The organism is Anaerofustis sp. LCP19S3_F7, from assembly GCF_052119445.1.
Lineage (GTDB): Bacteria > Bacillota > Clostridia > Eubacteriales > Anaerofustaceae > Anaerofustis > Anaerofustis butyriciformans.
The window spans coordinates 537,748-556,087 of the sequence record NZ_JBQKFF010000001.1 but is presented as its reverse complement, the minus strand read 5'-3'; the positions used below and the strand labels follow the sequence as shown (position 1 = coordinate 556,087).

Genomic DNA, 18,340 nt, shown 5'->3' with positions numbered 1-18,340 from the left:
TTTTAATCACTCCTTGGATCCTGAGGTAACTGCTCAGCATCTATGTTAAATAACTCTTTAATAAATGTTACTCTTTCAGCTTGATCTACAATCCAATATGAAACTCCACCTAAATTACCAAAATCTCCAGGTAATGTATAGGTTTGTAAATCATCTATGTTGAAATCTTTAAATGAAAGCCCCAAGCTTGCTATTTGAGCAAATTGTAAATCTGTTTCTACCATATCTTGAACAAGATTGTAAATTTGAGGAATTTGAGAAAAAGTTCCTTTATTTTTAAACTCTGTAAATATAGCTTTCATTATTTTTTGTTGAATTTGAACTCTTCCTATATCTCCGTCAACATATGCTCTATAACGACTGTAATATAAAAGCTGATCTCCGTTTAGAACTTGGGTTCCTTTTTTTATTACAACTTCAGAAGTATCATGTCCGTTTTTTGCATATAAATCTTGATGTACATTTATGGTTACTCCGCCCATAACATCTGCAATTTGAGGAAGCGCATCCATATCTATTCCCAAATAATAATCGATTTTAATACCACCAAGAACATCACTTACTGTGTTTTTTAAATATGTAACCCCTGTATTAAATAATTTATCTTGATCTGCAAAATCTGCTTCTGACATTCCCAAACTTGCATAATAAAAACAAGAATTTACTTTATCTCTTCCTCCTCTATTATATATGTCTACTCTACTATCACGAGGAATGGACACAAGCTTAATTGTCTTTTCTTTTGTATTTATATTTGCAAGCATTATGGTATCAGGTCTAAAGATAGTTGCAGATTCACTTCTTTTTTCATTTTTATCTATACCGAATATAAGAATATTCATTGTATCTTCTAAAGTCGCAGAATTATTAAGAGTTGTCTTATCACTTAATCTGCTATATTTTTCACTTTTAAACGGATCATCATTTAAAACATCATATCCAAGAGCCTTAGCAAATCCAAGTCCACTTGATGAAAATATAATAAATAATGCAACTAATATTACACAAATTTTTTTCCTTTTTTGTGATTTTGTTTCTAATATTTTTTTCCCAGAACGTTTTTTTAAGGATTTTTTCGGTTTAATGACTTTATTTTTCCTCATATATTTCTCCATCGGTTTTATAATTTTTAATTATACCATAAAAATTCTTTATTATATTAGTTTTTTAAATTTTTTATACCAATTAAAGAAATATTTGTAAAAATTACTATAAAATGATATAATATATAATCAGCAAATTATTACTTATATAAGGAAAAATTATGAAAGAAATAAGTAAAGAAAAAATAAGGAAATATAATAGCACTATCATTGTAAAGAGACTGGTTGATATTATATGCGCTCTTTTACTTTGCATAGCTTTTATAATTCCAGGAGTAGTAATAGCAATTATAATAAAACTTTCCGACGGTGGAAAAATATTTTTTGTTCAAGAAAGAATTGGCAGATACGGAAAAAGCTTTAATATAATAAAATTTAGAACAATGAAAGAAGGAAGCGAAAAGGAAGAGAAAAAGCTATTAAAGAAATCAAGAAACGGATTTGTTCAAATAAAACAAGATCCAAGAGTTACTGAATTCGGAAGATTTTTAAGAAAAACAAGCTTTGATGAAATACCACAACTCATCAATGTATTAAAAGGTGATATGAGCCTTATCGGTCCAAGACCTTTTATCCCTATAGAAACAGATTTGCTTAACGAATATGAACTACAAAGAAATATTGCATACCCGGGCCTTACGGGACTTGCACAATTAAAGGGAAGATCGAAATTAAATATTCATGAAGTTGTAAAAATAGATCTTGAATACTTAAATGATTATTCCTTACTTTTAGACCTTAAAATATTTTTCTCTACAATTTTTGTTGTGTTAAAAGGTATATAAGAGGTATATAAAATGAAAAAAAAGAACAAAGACTTAAATAATAATCCAATCATGACATCAAAAAATGCACCAATAAAAAGGAAAAGACATAGAAAAACTTTTTTTCAAAAAAGATATAAAGAAATAATTATTTTGGGTTCTATTTTAGTCTTTTTTTTATTTTCGATATTACATTCAGAAAATACAATAATTCTTAATGCAGAAAAAGATATAACTACCGAAACAGCTGATAGTTATATTTTTACAAATTCAGAATATGTAGATTTAAACGAAACAACACCAATAAAATATACTGTAAAAGAAGGACAAAAAGTAGGAGCAAATACAATTCTCTCAAAAACATATAAAATAAAAACCAATAAATACATAGATGATGCAATTAGTGTAATTGATTGGAGACTTCAAAATAACTCCTACGAAAACCGTGATGTTTTTTTCAAAGACTTAAATGAGCTTGAAGAGGAAATAAAAAATGTAGAAAATGAATATAATCAGGCAAAATCAACAAATAACACAACTAAAATGAATGAATACAGCACGGAACTTACAAAGTTAAAAAGTCAAAAAGAAATGATGCAAAAATCAATGAAATATATTTTTGCAGATGATGAAACATTAAAAAAACTTAAGGAAGAATTAAAAAGTAAAAGGAGTTCTGAAGAAAAAGATCTTACAATATCTAACTTAAACTTTTCTTTTACCGGAAATATATATTTTTCAAGAACAGGTTATGAGGAAGTATTAAACACAAACGTAATGGCAGCCTTAGATGGTGACTATGTCGATTATTTAAAAAATTTCAAACCTGAAAGCACAAGCGAAGATAAATCAATAATTAAAATAGTAAATAATCAATGCGCTTATGTTTGTGCTGTTGTCAATAAAAACACATATGTAGACGGCGAAGAAGATGCAAAAGAATACAATGTATTGGTAAAGAAAAATCATGATTTAAAAACAGACGGAGAATATTACGATTATCTACTTACAAGAGTTGATATATTAATAACTTATCCTACAATCAAATTTGAGGACAACGAAGGAAAAATAGATGAAGGCTATTTAATTAATTCACTAGATTATGGTGAAGATAAAAAAACCCTTGTTATATGCCTAAAAGATGAATTTAGTCATTTAATTAATGTAGATAAAACAAAACTTGATATTCATACAAATGAAGTAACGGTATATAAAATACCTAAAAAAGCTATTATAGAAAAAAATGGTAAAACTTATGTATATGCTGTTACAGACGGAAATCTAAAAGAACTTGTTGAAGTTAAAATATATAGTGAAGAGTTTAGAACCGTACTCCTTAAACCAAGTGAAAATCCTGATTTAACGGAAAATATGGAAATAATATCAAATCCAACATAGGAGGTTTAAAATGAGTATTAAAGATAATTTAACACAAATTCTACAAAACATTGAAAACAGCAAAAAAAAGAGCAAATTTGATGAAGATGTCACTCTACTTGCAGTAACAAAATTTAGATCTGTAGATGAAATAAAAGAAGTTTTAGATTTTGGAATAAATAATCTTGGAGAAAACAAAGTAAAAGAATTTGAGTCAAAATATGAATTCTTTAAAGGAAAAGATATAAACTGGCATTTTATTGGTCATCTTCAAAGAAACAAAGTTAAAAATTTAATAGGAAAAACTGCTTTAATACATTCTGTAGATTCCATAAGACTAATGGAAGAAATAAACAAGCAATCTGAAAAAAAAGAAGTCATAACAAATATCTTAATAGAATTTAATATTGCAAAAGAAGAAAATAAATATGGATTTAACGAAAATGAAGTTGATTTTATATTTGAAAATGCAATTAAATTTAAAAATATAAAAGTAAAAGGTGTAATGTGTATGGCACCATTTACAGACGATAAAGAAATTATCGTGAATGTTTTTAGAAAGTTAAGAAAAATTTATGATAATTGTAGAAAAACATACAATAAATATGATAATATAGACTTAACTATAATATCTATGGGAATGTCAAATGATTATGAAATTGCCATAGAACAAGGAAGTAATATTGTCCGTGTTGGGACAAGTATATTTAAAGGAGAGAAAAATGGGATTTAATGATTTTATAGGTGAATTAGGCGAAAAAATTGTTGGCAAAGATGAATATTACGAAGATGAATACTATGATGATGAATATTATGAAGATGAACCAAAAAGAGGAGGTTTATTTGGTAAAAAAACAAGCTCAAGAAATGAAAATGCACCAGTAGCAACACATGCTGCATCTACTGTAATGCTTATTGAACCAAGAAACTTTAATGATGCGCCTTTAGTTTGTGACAAACTAAAAGGAGGAATTACAGTTGTTGTAAATATGGATAAAGTTGAAAATGATGATGCTAAAAAAATCTTCGATTTCTTAAGCGGTGCTGTTTATGTACTTGCTGCAAGTATGAAAAGAATTGCTCAAAACGTATTTATTTTAGCACCATATGGTGTTGAAGTTGAAACTCAAGAAAGACCTAACGATGCTTACACAACAACAAGCAAAGATACTTGGGAATACGAAGGATAAAACACAATGAATGAATATGATATTTTCATATCCAGAATAGAAGATATGGCACTTTTATCTGATAAAAAAGATGGAAGTGTCTTTTCTGATTTCTTGGATCCTACAAACCAAATGTTGGCAGGAAGAGAAATAGGAAGATATAAAAATAAGGATTGTGCTTTCTTCGGTGGTCATGTATATACAGAAAGAAAAGTAATGAGTATTTTCCCTACTAATAAAGAACCAGAAAATTTAGAATACCCTATTAAGGTATTAAAATCTGAAGAAGCACTTGATGTAAGACATCAAGACGTTTTGGGCTCAATTTTATCTTTAAGCATAGAAAGATCAAAAATCGGAGATATTAATATACTTGAAGACCATATTCAAATATTTGTTTATGATACAATAAGTGAATTCCTAACAAAAGAACTAACTAAAATTGGCGGATATAGTGTAACATTTAAAAAATATGACATTTCACAAGCAACAATTGTAGAGCCAAAATTTAAAGAACAAAACATTATTGTTCCTTCAATGAGACTTGATGCAGTTATAGGAAATATTTTTAAACTTTCAAGGAATGAAGCAAATATGTTTGTAAAAGGTGGTAAAGTAAAAGTAAACCATACCCCTGTTTCTAAACCTGCAATGAATGTCAAAGCAGGAGATATGATATCCGTAAGAACAAAAGGCAGAGCAATTATAGACAGCGAAAACGGACAAACCAAAAAAGGAAACACAAAACTTTTAGTTAAAAAATTTATTTAAGCAGGTATAATTTTGGATAAAAAGAATTTTATTATTTCAAAAGAAGATATAAATAAAAGATGTGACAAATTTTTAGCAGAACAATTAGAAGACTTTTCCAGAGAAAAAATAAAAAAACTCTTTAAAGACGGAAAAGTCTTTATTAATGAGGAAACTGTAAAACCTTCAAAAAAAATAGAAGAAAATGATAGTATTTCTGTTATACTGCCAGAAATAGAAACTCTTAACGTAGAAGCAGAAAATATTCCAATAAACATCGTTTATGAAGATAACGATGTTGTTATTGTGGATAAACCACAAGGAATGGTCGTTCATCCGGCCAATGGGAATTATACTGGTACACTTGTAAATGCATTAATGTACCATATAAAAGACTTATCCACAATTAACGGAGTTATTAGACCTGGGATAGTTCATAGAATCGATAAAGATACTTCTGGTCTTTTAATAATAGCAAAAAATAACCATGCACATAATCATTTAGCTGCACAATTTAAAGAACATTCCATAAACAGAAGATATAAAACCATATGCCATGGAGTAATAAACGAAAATCAAGGAACAATAGATGCCCCTATTGGAAGAGATAAAATAAAAAGAAAAGAAATGTGTGTAACCCAAACAAATTCCAAAAGAGCAGTAACACATTTTGATGTATTAAAAAGATATGAAGACCATACTTTTTTAGATGTACATCTTGAAACAGGAAGAACACACCAAATAAGAGTACATCTAAAATACATCTCTCATCCTGTTGTTGGAGATAAAGTATATGGATATAATAAAAAAATAGACAAGATGTTTACTGGACAACTATTGCATGCATATAAACTTGGATTTATTCATCCAACCACTGAAAAATACATGGAATTTAACAGCGAACTTCCTGATTATTTCTATAAGTTAATTGATAAATAAAAAAGAATAGTGTTAACTATTCTTTTTTATTATCATTTTTCTTTATTTCCATAAGATGCTTATTTAATACAACATTAATATATTGAGAGAATGATCTATCATCTTGTTCTGCTAACTTTTTTACATCTTTTATCAACTCTTCATCCAAGGTAATACTAACTTTTGCTTTTAATGGCCTCAATTTATTCATCCTCCCATATTACTTAATCATATTTTATTATATAGTATACTACCAAAATTTTACATTATTTTAAAATATGATAAAGTAATATATAATCATATTTTGTCATATTTTGTCAAAATATTTAATTTTATGAATTATTTTGACTGTTTTCAGTATTATTTGTATTTTCCCCATCTTCATTTTTTTCTTCTGTGTCTTGTTTTTCACTATTATTGCTTGTAGCGATTGTTACTTTGGAAATTGCAATATTACATTCTTTATTTACAATATTTTGTATTTGAGCAGCATCTGAAGGTGATAGAGACGCCGCATCTACAATAACATTTGCATAACCTGCATGTATTATTACAATTGCATCATCAAAACCCTTTGCTTTTATGAGATTTTCTACAACAAGTTCAGTTTCAGATAATTTAGAAATACTAACGCTTTCTTCAACAGCTTCTTTTATTATTTCTTTATCTAGAGAAGTATCCTTTGTAATATTCTGAAGAGCTTCTAAATTTTGACTTCTAACTTTATCTCTATTTAATCTATATTCGCTGAAAAACTCAGAGGAAAGTTCAGCATTCCCGCTTAATATGTCTTCTTCCGTAACGTTTGAAACCAACGTAGCATTACTTGGTCCATCTTCTACATTTGATACGCTGGTATCATCATTATAAAATACCGTATAATTTGCAATGCTTATGGCAAGCATACAAGCAACAAGCCCCAATAATACTGCATTTTTTTTCTTTACATTTTTCATATAATCATTCTCCTTATTTTTTATTACTTGGTAAAACTACCACTTTATAACTAGGCAAATCCAATAAAGCCTCTACACTTTTTGTAATATAATACTCTACCGTTTTATCATTTGCCCCTTGTGCCACAACAACAACTCCCACAACAGCAGGATATGTATCTTTTGTTGTAAAAGGTGTCTCACTTGAACCTTCCCTCACCATTACCGCATCTTTTGAAAAAGTAGTATTATCTGATGAATTTGTATCATCATTAGATGAAGTTGAAGATGAATTATTCTCGTTATAAGCGATATTTTTTTCAACCTCACCATCAAGTGTAATTGTTACACTTACATCACCTACCCCGCTTACATCTTTTAAGGTATCTTCAATACTTTTCTCTAAACTTTTCTTATATTCATTTGCCGATATGTCTTCACTGTTTTTTTTAGTATCTTCGGTCGAAGAAGATGAAAAGAAAGAAGAAAAAAATATCAAACATAACCCTATTATTAAAAGTAAAACAAGCAATGATTTGTTATTATCTTTATCTTTAAAAAATTTGTTAAACATATCACAAATCTTCTTATTATCCATTTGATACACTTCCTATCTTTATATTTATATTCTTTATATCAAGCATATATGTTTTATTTATGTAACTTTTTATTTTGTCTTTTTTCTTTATATCTTCCTCGTTTAAAGTAACTGTTACGTTTTTTATATCCCCATAATACGCAGAATTTTCATCTTCATTTATTACTACCAAAACATCAGCATTAACATAATATTGTTTTTTTAGTGTACTTTTAATGTTATTTTCAAGTTTCTTTTTATATTCATCTTTTACAAGGGTGTTAATGTCAATACTTCCATTATTGATATTAGCCTTAAACTCATCCATAATTACATAATTTTTATTTAAAAAAGAAGAAAAGTCTCCCTTTTTTACCACAGATATAATAGGCGATAAAATTGATACCACAAATAGTAATGAAACAAAAAATTTTATGTATTTATCGTATTCTTTAGAAGGAGACAACATTCTTAAAATACTTATAACAAGCATTAAATATATAAAACTTTTTAAATACTCATTCATCCTACCCTCCTATCATTGAGATGATACCAATAAGCATAATAAATAATATAGAAACAACCATAAAGCAAGCAAAAATCAAACTTAAAAATCCTGCCGTATCATTAAGAGCCTTACTTATTCTTGCATCTGTTATTGGCTGCGACAAAAAAGCGGATATTTTAAAAGTTACAACCAAACAAAGCATATTAATAAGCGGAATAATAAGCAAAGATATAAAAATAAGTATACCTACAATTCCTACAGAACTTTTTATAACCTTTATAAATCCAATCACCGTGTCCGTACTATCAGAAATTAAAGAACCAAGAACAGGGACGAGATTACTTACCGCAAACTTTGCTGTCTTTAATGAAAGACTGTCAATAGATGAAAACAAACTTCCTTGAAGACCTAAGATACCTAAAAACAAACATGAAAATATCCCCATTAAAAACAACACCATCTGTTTTATAAAAGATACCAAATAAGAAATATTTATATCTATTAAAATGTTATCTATTATGCTTAATATAAAACCAAAACTTAAAACTGGAATAATAAAATATGTCATAGATGATGCAAAGAAATTTATTATAAATACTAAACTTACGCTTATTATATTTCCGGAAAAAACATTCCCGCTTAAATTAAGTAAAACTATTATTATTGGAAGAAGCACATTCATAAAACCTGTTATTGCTTTAACAAGAGAATAAGCTGTGCTTACAATATCAAAAAAACATTTTACAACAACCATAATAAGAACCAGATACACTCCAAAGAAAGCAACATCGCTTATCTCTTTGTTCATAAATGAAGAATTTAATAAATTAATAAGACTTAAACATATAGAAAGTGCAATAAAAGTTAAAAGTATAGAAGAGCTTTCTTTAAAGGTATAAAAAAACATATCTTTTATGGTATTTATAAACCTGTCATAATCAAAAGAATAATTTCCGCTTAAAACATCTTTTATGAAAGTTTGTATATTATTAAAATTAAAAAGTTCATAGAAACTATTATCGTTAGTATACATATCAAGTTTATAAATTTGTCCTTGCTCATATATTCCATCTATTAAAGAGCTGTAATCTTCACTATTTCCCTCTTCCCCAGCAATAACTATTCCAGGGCAGGCAATAATAAAAAAACATATAAACAAAAAACATATTTTTTTCATAATACTTCCTCAATATAAGAAAACAAACTTATTAATAGCGGAAGAGAAAAATACAATATAAGTATTTTTGTAAAAAAGCTTACCTTTGTTCCAAGCATTTTATTACCACTGTCAATACACAATTCCGACGCAAACTGCCCTATATACGATATACCTATTATTTTAAATATTGCTTTTATGTTAAGCATGTCCAAATTTGCTTTAACGGAATAAGTATTTATTACATCTATAACACCATATAAATATTTAACGGCAAAACCTAATATAATTATTCCTGCAATAACAGAAACAAACAACGCATATTCTTTAAAATCTTTTATAAAAAACAAACTTATGATACTGCCAAGAATTCCAACCATAGCAATTTTTACAATATCCATTTTAATATAATCCAAACATAGTCTTTACCGTAGAGAAGAACTCATTTACCATATTTACAATAAGCATTAAAACCACGATTATTCCCGCTAAAGCGACCATTGTTGCCATATCATCCCTATCGCTTTTTTTCAAAATTATGCTTAAAACAGCAACAATAAAACCTACACCTGCTATTTTAAAAATAATATCTATCTGCATTTATTCTCTCCTTATATAAAAATAATCACTAAAAAACCTCCTACCAAAACTCCAATTTTTTCATATAACGAAACTTTTGTATCTTTATCTTTTCTCGCCTTTTGTATCTGATTTTCAATGGAAGCCTGAAGCAAAGTAAGCTGCTTTATCATTCTGTTTTTATCATTAAAGGAAAGACTTGCACCGATATTTTCAAGAAGTATCTTTTCTTCCAATGTAATATCAAAGTGATAATGCTTCAAACAATCAAACCAAATCTTTGAAAAATTATTTGAAGATTTTTTATCAAGATTATCTTTTACTTCACATAAAAAATCATGGTATTTTGTCTTTGTTCTTTTTATAGCTTCTGAAAGTAAAAAACTAACATCGTAAAGTCCAACATTTATACTTACAATAAAATCATTTAAAATATTATCTATTTCTTCAAGTTCATAAACTCTCTTTTTTATTTTTGATGTAATCTGTTTTGAACAAAACACGCTGGATAAAAACAAAAAAAACATTCCGGTAATTTTAAAAACAATCATACTAACCTCACCAAACTCCTGTTATATATTTCTTTTATTTTTCTTATTCCATTTTTATTTTCAAGAAAAATATATCTATCAAAAATACCTTTTTTAATAATGGAGACAAACTCTTTTCTATTTAATATATCTTGCATACTTTCACCATGAGCAGAAGAAATCACATTAACCCCACTTAAAACGCAATTTTCCAAAGAAGAAATATCCTCAATCTTCCCTACTTCATCTGTTATTATCACTTGTGGTGACATTGCTCTTATAAGCATATTCATTCCATAAGCTTTATCGATTCCTTCCAAAACATCACTCTTCTGCCCTACATTTAACCGGCTTATACCGTTATGTAGTGCTGCAATCTCTTTTCTTTCATCGACAATACATACTCTTTTACCTATATATCCTTTTTTATTCGTGGATATTTCCCTGGAAATATCACGAAGCAATGTCGTTTTCCCTACTTTTGGAGGAGAAACAATAAGAGTATTTAGTATTTTGTCTTTATTTAATATATATGGCATTACAATGTTACCTACTCCAACAATCTCTCTTGCAATCCTAATATTCAAGGAATTAATATTTCTTATAGAAATTATTTTGTCATTTTCTTTTATTACACTTCCGCTAAAGCCTATTCTATGTCCGCCTTTTAATGTAATAAACCCTTTTAATAAACTTTCTTCATTTGCGTAAAAGGAATAATCCGTTGCAAGATTTAATATTCCTTCTATATCGCTTTTTGTAACTTTATATAAAATTAAAAAATCCTCATTTGAACATACTATATGTATATTTTTATCAAGCCTGATTCTTATTTCTTCAACTTGATTTTTTGTTTCAACCTTTTCAATTACTTGAAGCATTTTTTCTGGCAATATATCAGTTACTTCCTTTGGTATTTCATTTAAATTCATATAACTTGTCCTTTAACTTTAATTTAGTATTAATATACTTATTTGTAGTGTCGTTTTTGAGAAAAGAGAGGAATGAACTTTAACTTTTTATAAATAAAATTAAAGTTTAAAAATAATATTAGAACTTTAAAAAGTTTAACTATGTTAAAATAATTTTCTAATAGAAAAAACTAAATATTTGATACTTAAAATAATTAAAACATATATATAATTTGAAATTTTACATTTAAACTAATTAATATTAAAGTAAAAAAACACAAAAAAAACAGCTATAAATTTTATAGCTGTATTATTTTGCCACACTGCACTTCAATGAAATTCTTTTCGCATTCATCGGCTATTTTGGAAACAACTCTATATCCGCTGCAGTGACAAGGCATAATATATTGTATATTATTATTTTTTATATATTCTATTGTTTTATTTACTCTTAAACTATCGGCATTTATAAGATGCATACCGGCAAATAAAGAATATATTTTTTCTCCCTTAAACAATTTCTTTATATATTCTATTGCATTTACTACCCCCATATGAGCACACCCCATAAAAACACAAAGCCCGTTTTTTGTACTAATTACAAAAACCTGCTCGTCTCTCATTGTATCCATTATCATTTTGTCATTCTTTTTTAAATAAAATTTACTTGGTTTATTTTCAAAACTATTAACATAAGGTATATTACTTATTAAATAAAAATTATTAAAGATTTCTTCCTTTTCATCTGTAAAATATAATTTATCATTAAATAAATTCAAATCACTTTCATTTATCCCGTTAAAATAATATTTATTTGTCTTTTTATTTATGCTGTATTTAGGAATAAGAGCATTCTTTGTTATATAAATACTAGGAATATTACTTAAATTTTTAAGATATTTTATTCCTCCTCCATGATCATAATGTCCATGAGATATAATAACTGCGTCTAAATCATTCAAATCTATATTTAAAGCCTGTGCATTTTTTAAAAATACATCACTCTGCCCAACATCCATTAATATTTTTTTATTATCATGCTCGATAAGTACAGAAAGTCCATGTTCGGCTATTATGTTTTTTCTGTAAACCATGTTTTCATTTAGTACTGTAATTTTCATATCACACCTCTTTTTTACTTATAACTCGATTATAACATAAGAATAAAAAAATATTTAAAATCAACTTATAAAATAATTCTGAAAATTCATGAAAGTTATGTAAAAAGTCGATAATTTAAGGATTTTGCTATTGATAAAACAATACAAATAAGGTACAATTAAGTGTCGTGAAAAAGTACTAGGAGGTATTAATGATGGGAAATTTAGTAGTAGTCGGTTCACAATGGGGCGACGAAGGGAAAGGAAAAATAACAGATTATTTTACAGATAGATGCGATATCGTAGTAAGAAGTTCAGGAGGAAACAATGCCGGTCATACGGTTATAGCAAACGGAATTACATATAAATTACACGTTATTCCTTCAGGTGTTATTCAAGACAAACCATCAATTATCGGCGCAGGAATGGTAGTAGACCCTACATGGTTAGTACAAGAAATGAACACATTAAAAGAACAAGGTGTTAAATTTGACAAATTAATTATTGATAAAAGAGCGCAAGTAATTATGCCTTATCACAGAGTACTCGATGAACTTATCGAAAAATCCCTTGGCAAAAATGATATCGGTACTACAAAAAGAGGTATCGGACCTGCTTATACAGATAAAATCAAAAGAAGCGGTATAAGAATTTGTGATTTAATAGATACAAAACTATTTGAAGAAAAATTAAAAATTAATCTTGAAAGCGTAAATAAAGAAATCGTAGAAGTATACGGCGGAGAAGCTTTAAAATTTGAAGATATTTTTGAAGAATACAATAAATGTGCAGATATCATAAGAAAATATGTTGATGATGCAACAGTTATTATCTATGATTACATTAAAAAAGGTAAAAAAGTATTATTTGAAGGTGCTCAAGCAACACTTCTTGATATAGACTTTGGTACATATCCTTATGTTACATCTTCACATCCTACAGCTGCAGGAGCTTGTATCGGTTCAGGTATCGGACCTGCTTATATTGATGACGTATGCGGTATAGCAAAAGCATACACAACAAGAGTAGGAAAAGGACCTTTCCCTACAGAGTTGTTCGATGAAGACGGAAATTTCTTAAGAGAAAAAGGTTACGAATATGGAACAACAACAGGCAGACCAAGAAGATGCGGATGGCTTGATGCTGTAATCTTAAAATATGCAGTAAGAATCAATTCTCTTACAAGCATAGTATTCACAAAACTTGATACATTAACAGGAATGGATAAAATCAAACTTTGTGTAGGATATAAATACAAAGATGAAATTATAACTGACTTCCCAGCAGAACTTAGCGTTCTTTCAGAATGTGAACCTGTTTATGAAGAATTTGAAGGCTGGAATGAAGATATTTCAAAAGTAAGAAAATTTGAAGATCTTCCTGAAAATGCTAAAAAATATGTAAACAGAGTTGAAGAACTTTGCGAAATACCTATCGGAATAGTTTCTGTTGGACCTGACAGAGAAGACACAATAGTAAGAAGACAATATTTTTAATTATGAATGATAAAGTATACATAGTTTCCACCCCAATAGGAAACTTAGAAGATATGACTTTCAGAGCGGTTAAAGTTTTAAAAGAAGTGGATGTAATTCTTTGCGAAGATACAAGGCATTCCATAAAACTTCTTAACCATTTTGAAATAAAAAATAAGTTAATAAGTTACCATAAATTTAATGAAAAGGAAAGAATAGATTATATTCTTTCCTTGATTAATGAAGAAAAGAAAATTGCGCTTATTTCTGACGCAGGAACTCCCCTTATATCAGACCCAGGAAGCATACTCGTAAAAGAGCTTATAGAAAATAATATAAAATTTACGGTTGTTCCGGGAGCAAATGCACTCTTACCCGCTTTGATATTATCGGGATTTAACAGTGAAGAGTTTTTGTTTACAGGATTTCTTCAAAAGAAATATAGTAAAAAAGAGGAAAAACTTAAAACATTAAAAGATTTGGATAAAACGCTTATCTTCTATTCTTCCCCTTATGAATTAAAAGATTTGTTAAAAGCAATAAATAATGTTTTAGGAAACAGAAAGGTTGCCATTTCAAAAGAAATAACAAAAATTCATGAAACAACTTACAGAGACGAAGTTATAAATCTAATTGATATTTTTGAAAATGAAGAAAATATCAAAGGAGAATTTGTTGTTGTTGTTGAAGGCAACAAAGAAGAAAAGAAAAATCTTTCTATGGAAGAAACAAAAGAAATTTTTCAAAAAAGAGTTGAAAGCGGAGAAAATCCCAAAGACATAATAAAAAATCTTGCAAAAGAAAATAATTTAAACAAAAGAGAATTATATAATTTTCTTATGAAAAAATAAAGCCCCAAAGGGCTTTTTTACTTGAAAGGACATAGAATGAAAAAAAACGACCAAACAGTATTAACTAAACCTATAATAATTTGCCTTTTGGCATCAATATGCTGCATCCTTTGGGGAAGCGCATTCCCGGCAATAAAAATCGGATATGCATTATTTAATATAGCAGGAAATGATACTGCAAGCCAAATGCTTTTTGCAGGGCTTAGGTTTACAATGGCTGGAATACTTGCAATAGTTATCGGAAGCATTCTTTCTAAAAAAGTTCTTATACCTAAAAAAAAAGCCTACCCTTCTATTTTAAAATTATCAATGGTACAAACTGCACTGCAATATGTATGTTTTTATGTTGGACTTGCAAACACAACGGGAACAAAAGCATCAATAATAGAAGCATCAAATGTATTTCTTGCAATCCTTATCCCCGCACTTATTTTAAAACATGAAAAACTTACCCCATCAAAAATATTTGGGTGTTTAATAGGCTTTATTGGAGTTGTAATTATAAACTTAAACGGAAGCAGTTTTGACTTTAACATGAAATTAAGTGGAGAAGGTTTAATTTTTCTTTCTGCCGTATTTTATGCATTCTCATCAATCATGATAAAAGAATATTCAAAACATGAAAAACCGGTTATATTAAGCGGTTACCAATTTGTAATTGGCGGTATAATAATGATATTAATCGGTATATTTACAGGCGGAAAAATAAATAATATAACAATAAACGGTATTATTCTATTAATTTATATGGCTTTTATTTCAGCAGTTGCCTATTCATTATGGGCTACACTTCTTAAATATAATCCTGTTGGGAAAGTTGCTGTTTATGGATTTTTAAACCCTGTATGCGGAGTAATTCTTTCTGCGATACTTCTAAAAGAAGGAAGCGTATTTAATATTCTTGGAATTATATCACTGATTTTGGTTTGCATAGGCATATATTTAGTAAACAAAGAAAAAGAATAGTAAATTAGTAGGAAATACTTTCCTTAAATAAAAACTTATGATATACTATCAACGAAATAGAAATAAAATATCTTTTCATATAAAAACGGAGGCAATAAAATGTTAAAACTTGAACATATAAAATGGGATACAGAAGATGGTCAATCTATAATAAAAGATATTAATCTTGATATAGAAGACGGTAAACTTATCGTTGTTACAGGCCCAAACGGAGGCGGTAAAACAAGTCTTGCAAAATTAATTGCAGGAATAAAAAATGTAACAGACGGTAAAATATTCTTAGATAATGAGGATATAACAAACTTAGACATAACAACAAGAGCAAAAAAAGGAATAGCCTATGCTTTCCAACAACCTGTAAAATTTAAAGGATTAACTGTAAGAGATATTCTTAAATTATCTGCAGGAAAAGACCTTGACGAAGGAGAAGCCTGTGCATTACTAAGCAAAGTAGGTTTATGTGCAGAGGAATATATCGACAGAGAACTAAACGATTCTTTATCAGGAGGAGAAAGCAAAAGAATAGAAATTGCAGGAGTTCTTGCAAGAGATGCAAAACTATATATTTTTGACGAACCTGAAGCAGGAATAGACCTTTGGAGTTTTGCAAAACTTGTTGAAACCTTTGAAATTTTAAGAAAACATACAAAAGGAACTCTTCTTATTATTTCTCATCAAGAAAGAATACTTTCAATAGCAGACGAAATAGTAGTAATATCAGACGGAAAAGTAAGAGCTAAAGGAAACAAAAAAGAGATTTTACCAACATTATTTAAGGAAGAAAGAGCAAATATGTGCCCTAAAGAAAAGGAGGCAGCAGTAAATGAATAAAACAACAGAACAACTTTTAAAAGTAGTTTCAGGATTCAGCGGAAAATTTGAAGGTGCTTTTAATATAAGAGAAGACGGCAAATGCGCAGGTAGACAATCAAGCGAAAATATTAAAATAGAATCTAAAAAAGATTCTCCTGGGCTTGAAATTCATATAAAACCAAATACAAAAGGAGAAAATGTATATATTCCAGCCTGTGTAACTCACGGAGACGTAGACGACCTTGTATATAACGACTTTTTTGTTGGTGAAAACGCAGACGTAAAAATCATTGCAGGATGCGGAGTTCATACAGACGACGGACATGACGCAAGACACAACGGAATACATAGATTTTTCCTTGAAGAAAACGCTCATGTAGTATATGAGGAAAAACACGTTGCGACAGGAAAAGGACAAGGAACAAAGAGAATTGATCCTGTTACCGATGTTTACCTTAAGAAAAATTCAGTACTTGAAATGGATACAATACAACTTGAAGGTGTAGACAGCTCAATAAGAAAGACAAGCGGTGTTGTTGAAGAAGGAGCAAAACTTCTTGTAAGAGAAAGAATAATGACAGACGGAGATGAAATTGCCAAAACTGATTTTGATGTAACATTAAAAGGCGAAAACTCATCTGCAGATTTAGTATCACGTTCTGTTGCAAAGGGCAATTCTTATCAAGAATTTACTTCTAAAATGAACGGAGAAGCAAAATGTAATGGGCATTCAGAATGTGATGCAATACTTGTTGGAAACGGAAAAGTTGCCGCAGCTCCAGCCCTTGTAGCTTCTAACTTAGACGCAGAACTTATACACGAAGCAGCTATTGGAAAAATCGCCGGAGACCAAATCTTAAAACTTCAAAGTCTTGGACTTACAAAAGAAGAAGCTGAAGAAAAAATCATATCAGGATTTTTAAAATAAAAAACGAGGTCAAACCTCGTTTTTTTATTTTTCATCAAATATAATTGAAACTATTCCACATAATATTCCACCAATTGGGAAAACGACCCAGCCCGGATGCCATAATCCGAAAATAAAACCAATAAGCAGAAATATTATTGTAGCAATAAGCATTATTATAGCTTGTATTTTATCTGAAAAAATTTCTTTTTTACTTAATTTATAACTTTCATTTTCTTTATTATATTCTTTGTTGTATTCACTTATATTGTACTTTGCTTTTTGCATTCCAAAATAAACAAATATTCCAACGGCAATTGTAACCAAAAGTAAAAATACTGTAATTATAGGAGGATAATCCTCACCTAACTGTAAGACCTCTTCTCCAATTACAACAACAATGATTCCAAGAAGTATTAGAAATACACCAAAGGATATCATGCCTGCAAAAAGTTTATTAAATCTTCTTTTCTCATCTTTTGTATAGAAATCTTCAAAATAAGGATGCTCTTCAGTAAAGTTTCCCCAGCTTATTCCATAATACACAAATAAGAAAACCGAAACTGCAAGAAGAGATAAAAAAACAACAACCGGCAAAGAAGATAAATTGCTAAAAGTAATGCCACCATCAAAGGAAGCCATAAATGTAACCCCAAGAAGAATAAGAACTACTCCAAGAGTAATCATCTTAGTAAACTTATTATACATTTTCTCATATAACTCTCTGCCTTCTTCATTATTTTCAGTATCAAGATTTCCTTTAATAAGCATATCAATATCAATATTAAATAACTCGCTTAACATTATAAGTTTATCCATTTCAGGATAAGAAGAACCATTTTCCCATTTTGAAACAGCCTGCCTTGAAACTTCCAATTTTTCTGCTAATTGCTCTTGGGATAAATTGTGTTTTTTTCTTAAGTTTTGTAAATTCAAACCAAAATTCATTTT

23 protein-coding genes are annotated in these 18,340 nt (G+C 28.7%); 11 read left to right on the top strand and 12 right to left on the bottom strand.

The genetic code is table 11. From position 1 onward, the window contains the following. Positions 1-2 precede the first annotated feature (2 nt). A complete protein-coding gene (locus ACTQYZ_RS02855; RefSeq protein WP_441020675.1) occupies positions 3-1,103 on the bottom strand; it encodes an LCP family protein in 1,101 nt (366 codons plus the stop codon). A 161-nt stretch (positions 1,104-1,264) separates the two neighbouring features. Between ACTQYZ_RS02855 and ACTQYZ_RS02850 the strand changes: the two genes are divergently transcribed. Genes ACTQYZ_RS02850 through ACTQYZ_RS02825 form a run of 6 tightly spaced genes read left to right on the top strand, consistent with a single transcriptional unit; the run spans position 1,265 to position 6,102 of the window. Next, positions 1,265-1,888: a sugar transferase gene (locus ACTQYZ_RS02850; RefSeq protein WP_441020676.1), complete on the top strand. Its 624-nt coding sequence runs from the start codon at positions 1,265-1,267 to the stop codon at positions 1,886-1,888. A gap of 12 nt (positions 1,889-1,900) precedes the next feature. Beyond that, positions 1,901-3,265: an HlyD family efflux transporter periplasmic adaptor subunit gene (locus tag ACTQYZ_RS02845; RefSeq protein WP_441415980.1), complete on the top strand. Its 1,365-nt coding sequence runs from the start codon at positions 1,901-1,903 to the stop codon at positions 3,263-3,265. Between the two features lie 10 nt (positions 3,266-3,275). Continuing rightward, on the top strand, positions 3,276-3,977 hold the full coding sequence (locus ACTQYZ_RS02840) for a YggS family pyridoxal phosphate-dependent enzyme (RefSeq protein ID WP_441020678.1): 702 nt from the start codon (positions 3,276-3,278) through the stop codon (positions 3,975-3,977). Then, positions 3,967-4,434 (top strand): cell division protein SepF, encoded by a 468-nt coding sequence (locus ACTQYZ_RS02835; RefSeq protein WP_441020679.1) that lies wholly within the window; start codon positions 3,967-3,969, stop codon positions 4,432-4,434. The genes ACTQYZ_RS02840 and ACTQYZ_RS02835 overlap by 11 nt, the downstream gene beginning before the upstream one ends. A 6-nt stretch (positions 4,435-4,440) precedes the next feature. Continuing rightward, positions 4,441-5,184 (top strand): RNA-binding protein, encoded by a 744-nt coding sequence (locus tag ACTQYZ_RS02830; RefSeq protein ID WP_441020680.1) that lies wholly within the window; start codon positions 4,441-4,443, stop codon positions 5,182-5,184. A 6-nt stretch (positions 5,185-5,190) separates the two neighbouring features. Beyond that, entirely contained in the window at positions 5,191-6,102 is a 912-nt protein-coding gene (locus ACTQYZ_RS02825) for an RluA family pseudouridine synthase (RefSeq protein WP_441021397.1), read from the top strand. A 16-nt stretch (positions 6,103-6,118) separates the two neighbouring features. On the opposite strand, the gene ACTQYZ_RS02820 is transcribed toward ACTQYZ_RS02825, so the two are convergent. From ACTQYZ_RS02820 to ACTQYZ_RS02775, 10 genes are all read right to left on the bottom strand, one after another. Continuing rightward, entirely contained in the window at positions 6,119-6,292 is a 174-nt protein-coding gene (locus ACTQYZ_RS02820; protein WP_441020681.1) for a toxin-antitoxin system protein, read from the bottom strand. 121 nt (positions 6,293-6,413) lie between these two features. Continuing rightward, positions 6,414-7,037 carry a SpoIIIAH-like family protein gene (locus ACTQYZ_RS02815; RefSeq protein WP_441020682.1) on the bottom strand — a complete coding sequence of 208 codons (624 nt, stop codon included), beginning with the start codon at positions 7,035-7,037 and terminating at the stop codon, positions 6,414-6,416. Between the two features lie 13 nt (positions 7,038-7,050). Beyond that, on the bottom strand, positions 7,051-7,614 hold the full coding sequence (locus tag ACTQYZ_RS02810; RefSeq protein WP_441415979.1) for a hypothetical protein: 564 nt from the start codon (positions 7,612-7,614) through the stop codon (positions 7,051-7,053). Beyond that, a complete protein-coding gene (locus ACTQYZ_RS02805; RefSeq protein WP_441415978.1) occupies positions 7,607-8,119 on the bottom strand; it encodes a stage III sporulation protein AF in 513 nt (170 codons plus the stop codon). The genes ACTQYZ_RS02810 and ACTQYZ_RS02805 overlap by 8 nt, the downstream gene beginning before the upstream one ends. 1 nt (position 8,120) lies before the next feature. Next, positions 8,121-9,278 carry a stage III sporulation protein AE gene (locus ACTQYZ_RS02800; protein ID WP_441415977.1) on the bottom strand — a complete coding sequence of 386 codons (1,158 nt, stop codon included), beginning with the start codon at positions 9,276-9,278 and terminating at the stop codon, positions 8,121-8,123. Next, positions 9,275-9,673: a SpoIIIAC/SpoIIIAD family protein gene (locus ACTQYZ_RS02795; protein ID WP_441415976.1), complete on the bottom strand. Its 399-nt coding sequence runs from the start codon at positions 9,671-9,673 to the stop codon at positions 9,275-9,277. The genes ACTQYZ_RS02800 and ACTQYZ_RS02795 overlap by 4 nt, the downstream gene beginning before the upstream one ends. Then, positions 9,660-9,857 carry a stage III sporulation protein AC gene (gene spoIIIAC, locus ACTQYZ_RS02790; RefSeq protein ID WP_138268069.1) on the bottom strand — a complete coding sequence of 66 codons (198 nt, stop codon included), beginning with the start codon at positions 9,855-9,857 and terminating at the stop codon, positions 9,660-9,662. Before spoIIIAC ends, ACTQYZ_RS02795 begins: the two co-directional genes overlap by 14 nt. A gap of 11 nt (positions 9,858-9,868) precedes the next feature. Next, complete coding sequence (locus ACTQYZ_RS02785; RefSeq protein WP_441415975.1) at positions 9,869-10,387, bottom strand: stage III sporulation protein AB; 519 nt, start codon at positions 10,385-10,387, stop codon at positions 9,869-9,871. Continuing rightward, positions 10,384-11,298 (bottom strand): stage III sporulation protein AA, encoded by a 915-nt coding sequence (spoIIIAA, locus tag ACTQYZ_RS02780; protein ID WP_441415974.1) that lies wholly within the window; start codon positions 11,296-11,298, stop codon positions 10,384-10,386. Before spoIIIAA ends, ACTQYZ_RS02785 begins: the two co-directional genes overlap by 4 nt. A 278-nt stretch (positions 11,299-11,576) precedes the next feature. Beyond that, positions 11,577-12,398 (bottom strand): MBL fold metallo-hydrolase, encoded by an 822-nt coding sequence (locus ACTQYZ_RS02775; protein ID WP_441415973.1) that lies wholly within the window; start codon positions 12,396-12,398, stop codon positions 11,577-11,579. A 194-nt stretch (positions 12,399-12,592) separates the two neighbouring features. Here ACTQYZ_RS02775 and ACTQYZ_RS02770 point away from each other — a divergent pair, with 194 nt between their 5' ends. From ACTQYZ_RS02770 to ACTQYZ_RS02750, 5 genes are all read left to right on the top strand, one after another. After that, a complete protein-coding gene (locus ACTQYZ_RS02770) occupies positions 12,593-13,873 on the top strand; it encodes an adenylosuccinate synthase (protein ID WP_441020691.1) in 1,281 nt (426 codons plus the stop codon). 2 nt (positions 13,874-13,875) lie between these two features. Then, positions 13,876-14,703, top strand: a complete 828-nt coding sequence (gene rsmI / locus ACTQYZ_RS02765; protein ID WP_441020692.1) for a 16S rRNA (cytidine(1402)-2'-O)-methyltransferase — start codon at positions 13,876-13,878, stop codon at positions 14,701-14,703. 36 nt (positions 14,704-14,739) lie between these two features. After that, positions 14,740-15,669, top strand: coding sequence for a DMT family transporter (locus ACTQYZ_RS02760; protein ID WP_441415972.1), 930 nt, complete (start codon positions 14,740-14,742; stop codon positions 15,667-15,669). Between the two features lie 99 nt (positions 15,670-15,768). Then, positions 15,769-16,500, top strand: a complete 732-nt coding sequence (locus ACTQYZ_RS02755; protein ID WP_441020693.1) for an ABC transporter ATP-binding protein — start codon at positions 15,769-15,771, stop codon at positions 16,498-16,500. Beyond that, positions 16,493-17,410 carry a SufB/SufD family protein gene (locus ACTQYZ_RS02750; RefSeq protein ID WP_441415971.1) on the top strand — a complete coding sequence of 306 codons (918 nt, stop codon included), beginning with the start codon at positions 16,493-16,495 and terminating at the stop codon, positions 17,408-17,410. Before ACTQYZ_RS02755 ends, ACTQYZ_RS02750 begins: the two co-directional genes overlap by 8 nt. Before the next feature lie 24 nt (positions 17,411-17,434). Here the strand turns inward: ACTQYZ_RS02750 and ACTQYZ_RS02745 are convergent, their stop codons facing one another. Continuing rightward, positions 17,435-18,337: a helix-turn-helix domain-containing protein gene (locus ACTQYZ_RS02745; RefSeq protein WP_441020695.1), complete on the bottom strand. Its 903-nt coding sequence runs from the start codon at positions 18,335-18,337 to the stop codon at positions 17,435-17,437. Positions 18,338-18,340: the final 3 nt, after the last annotated feature.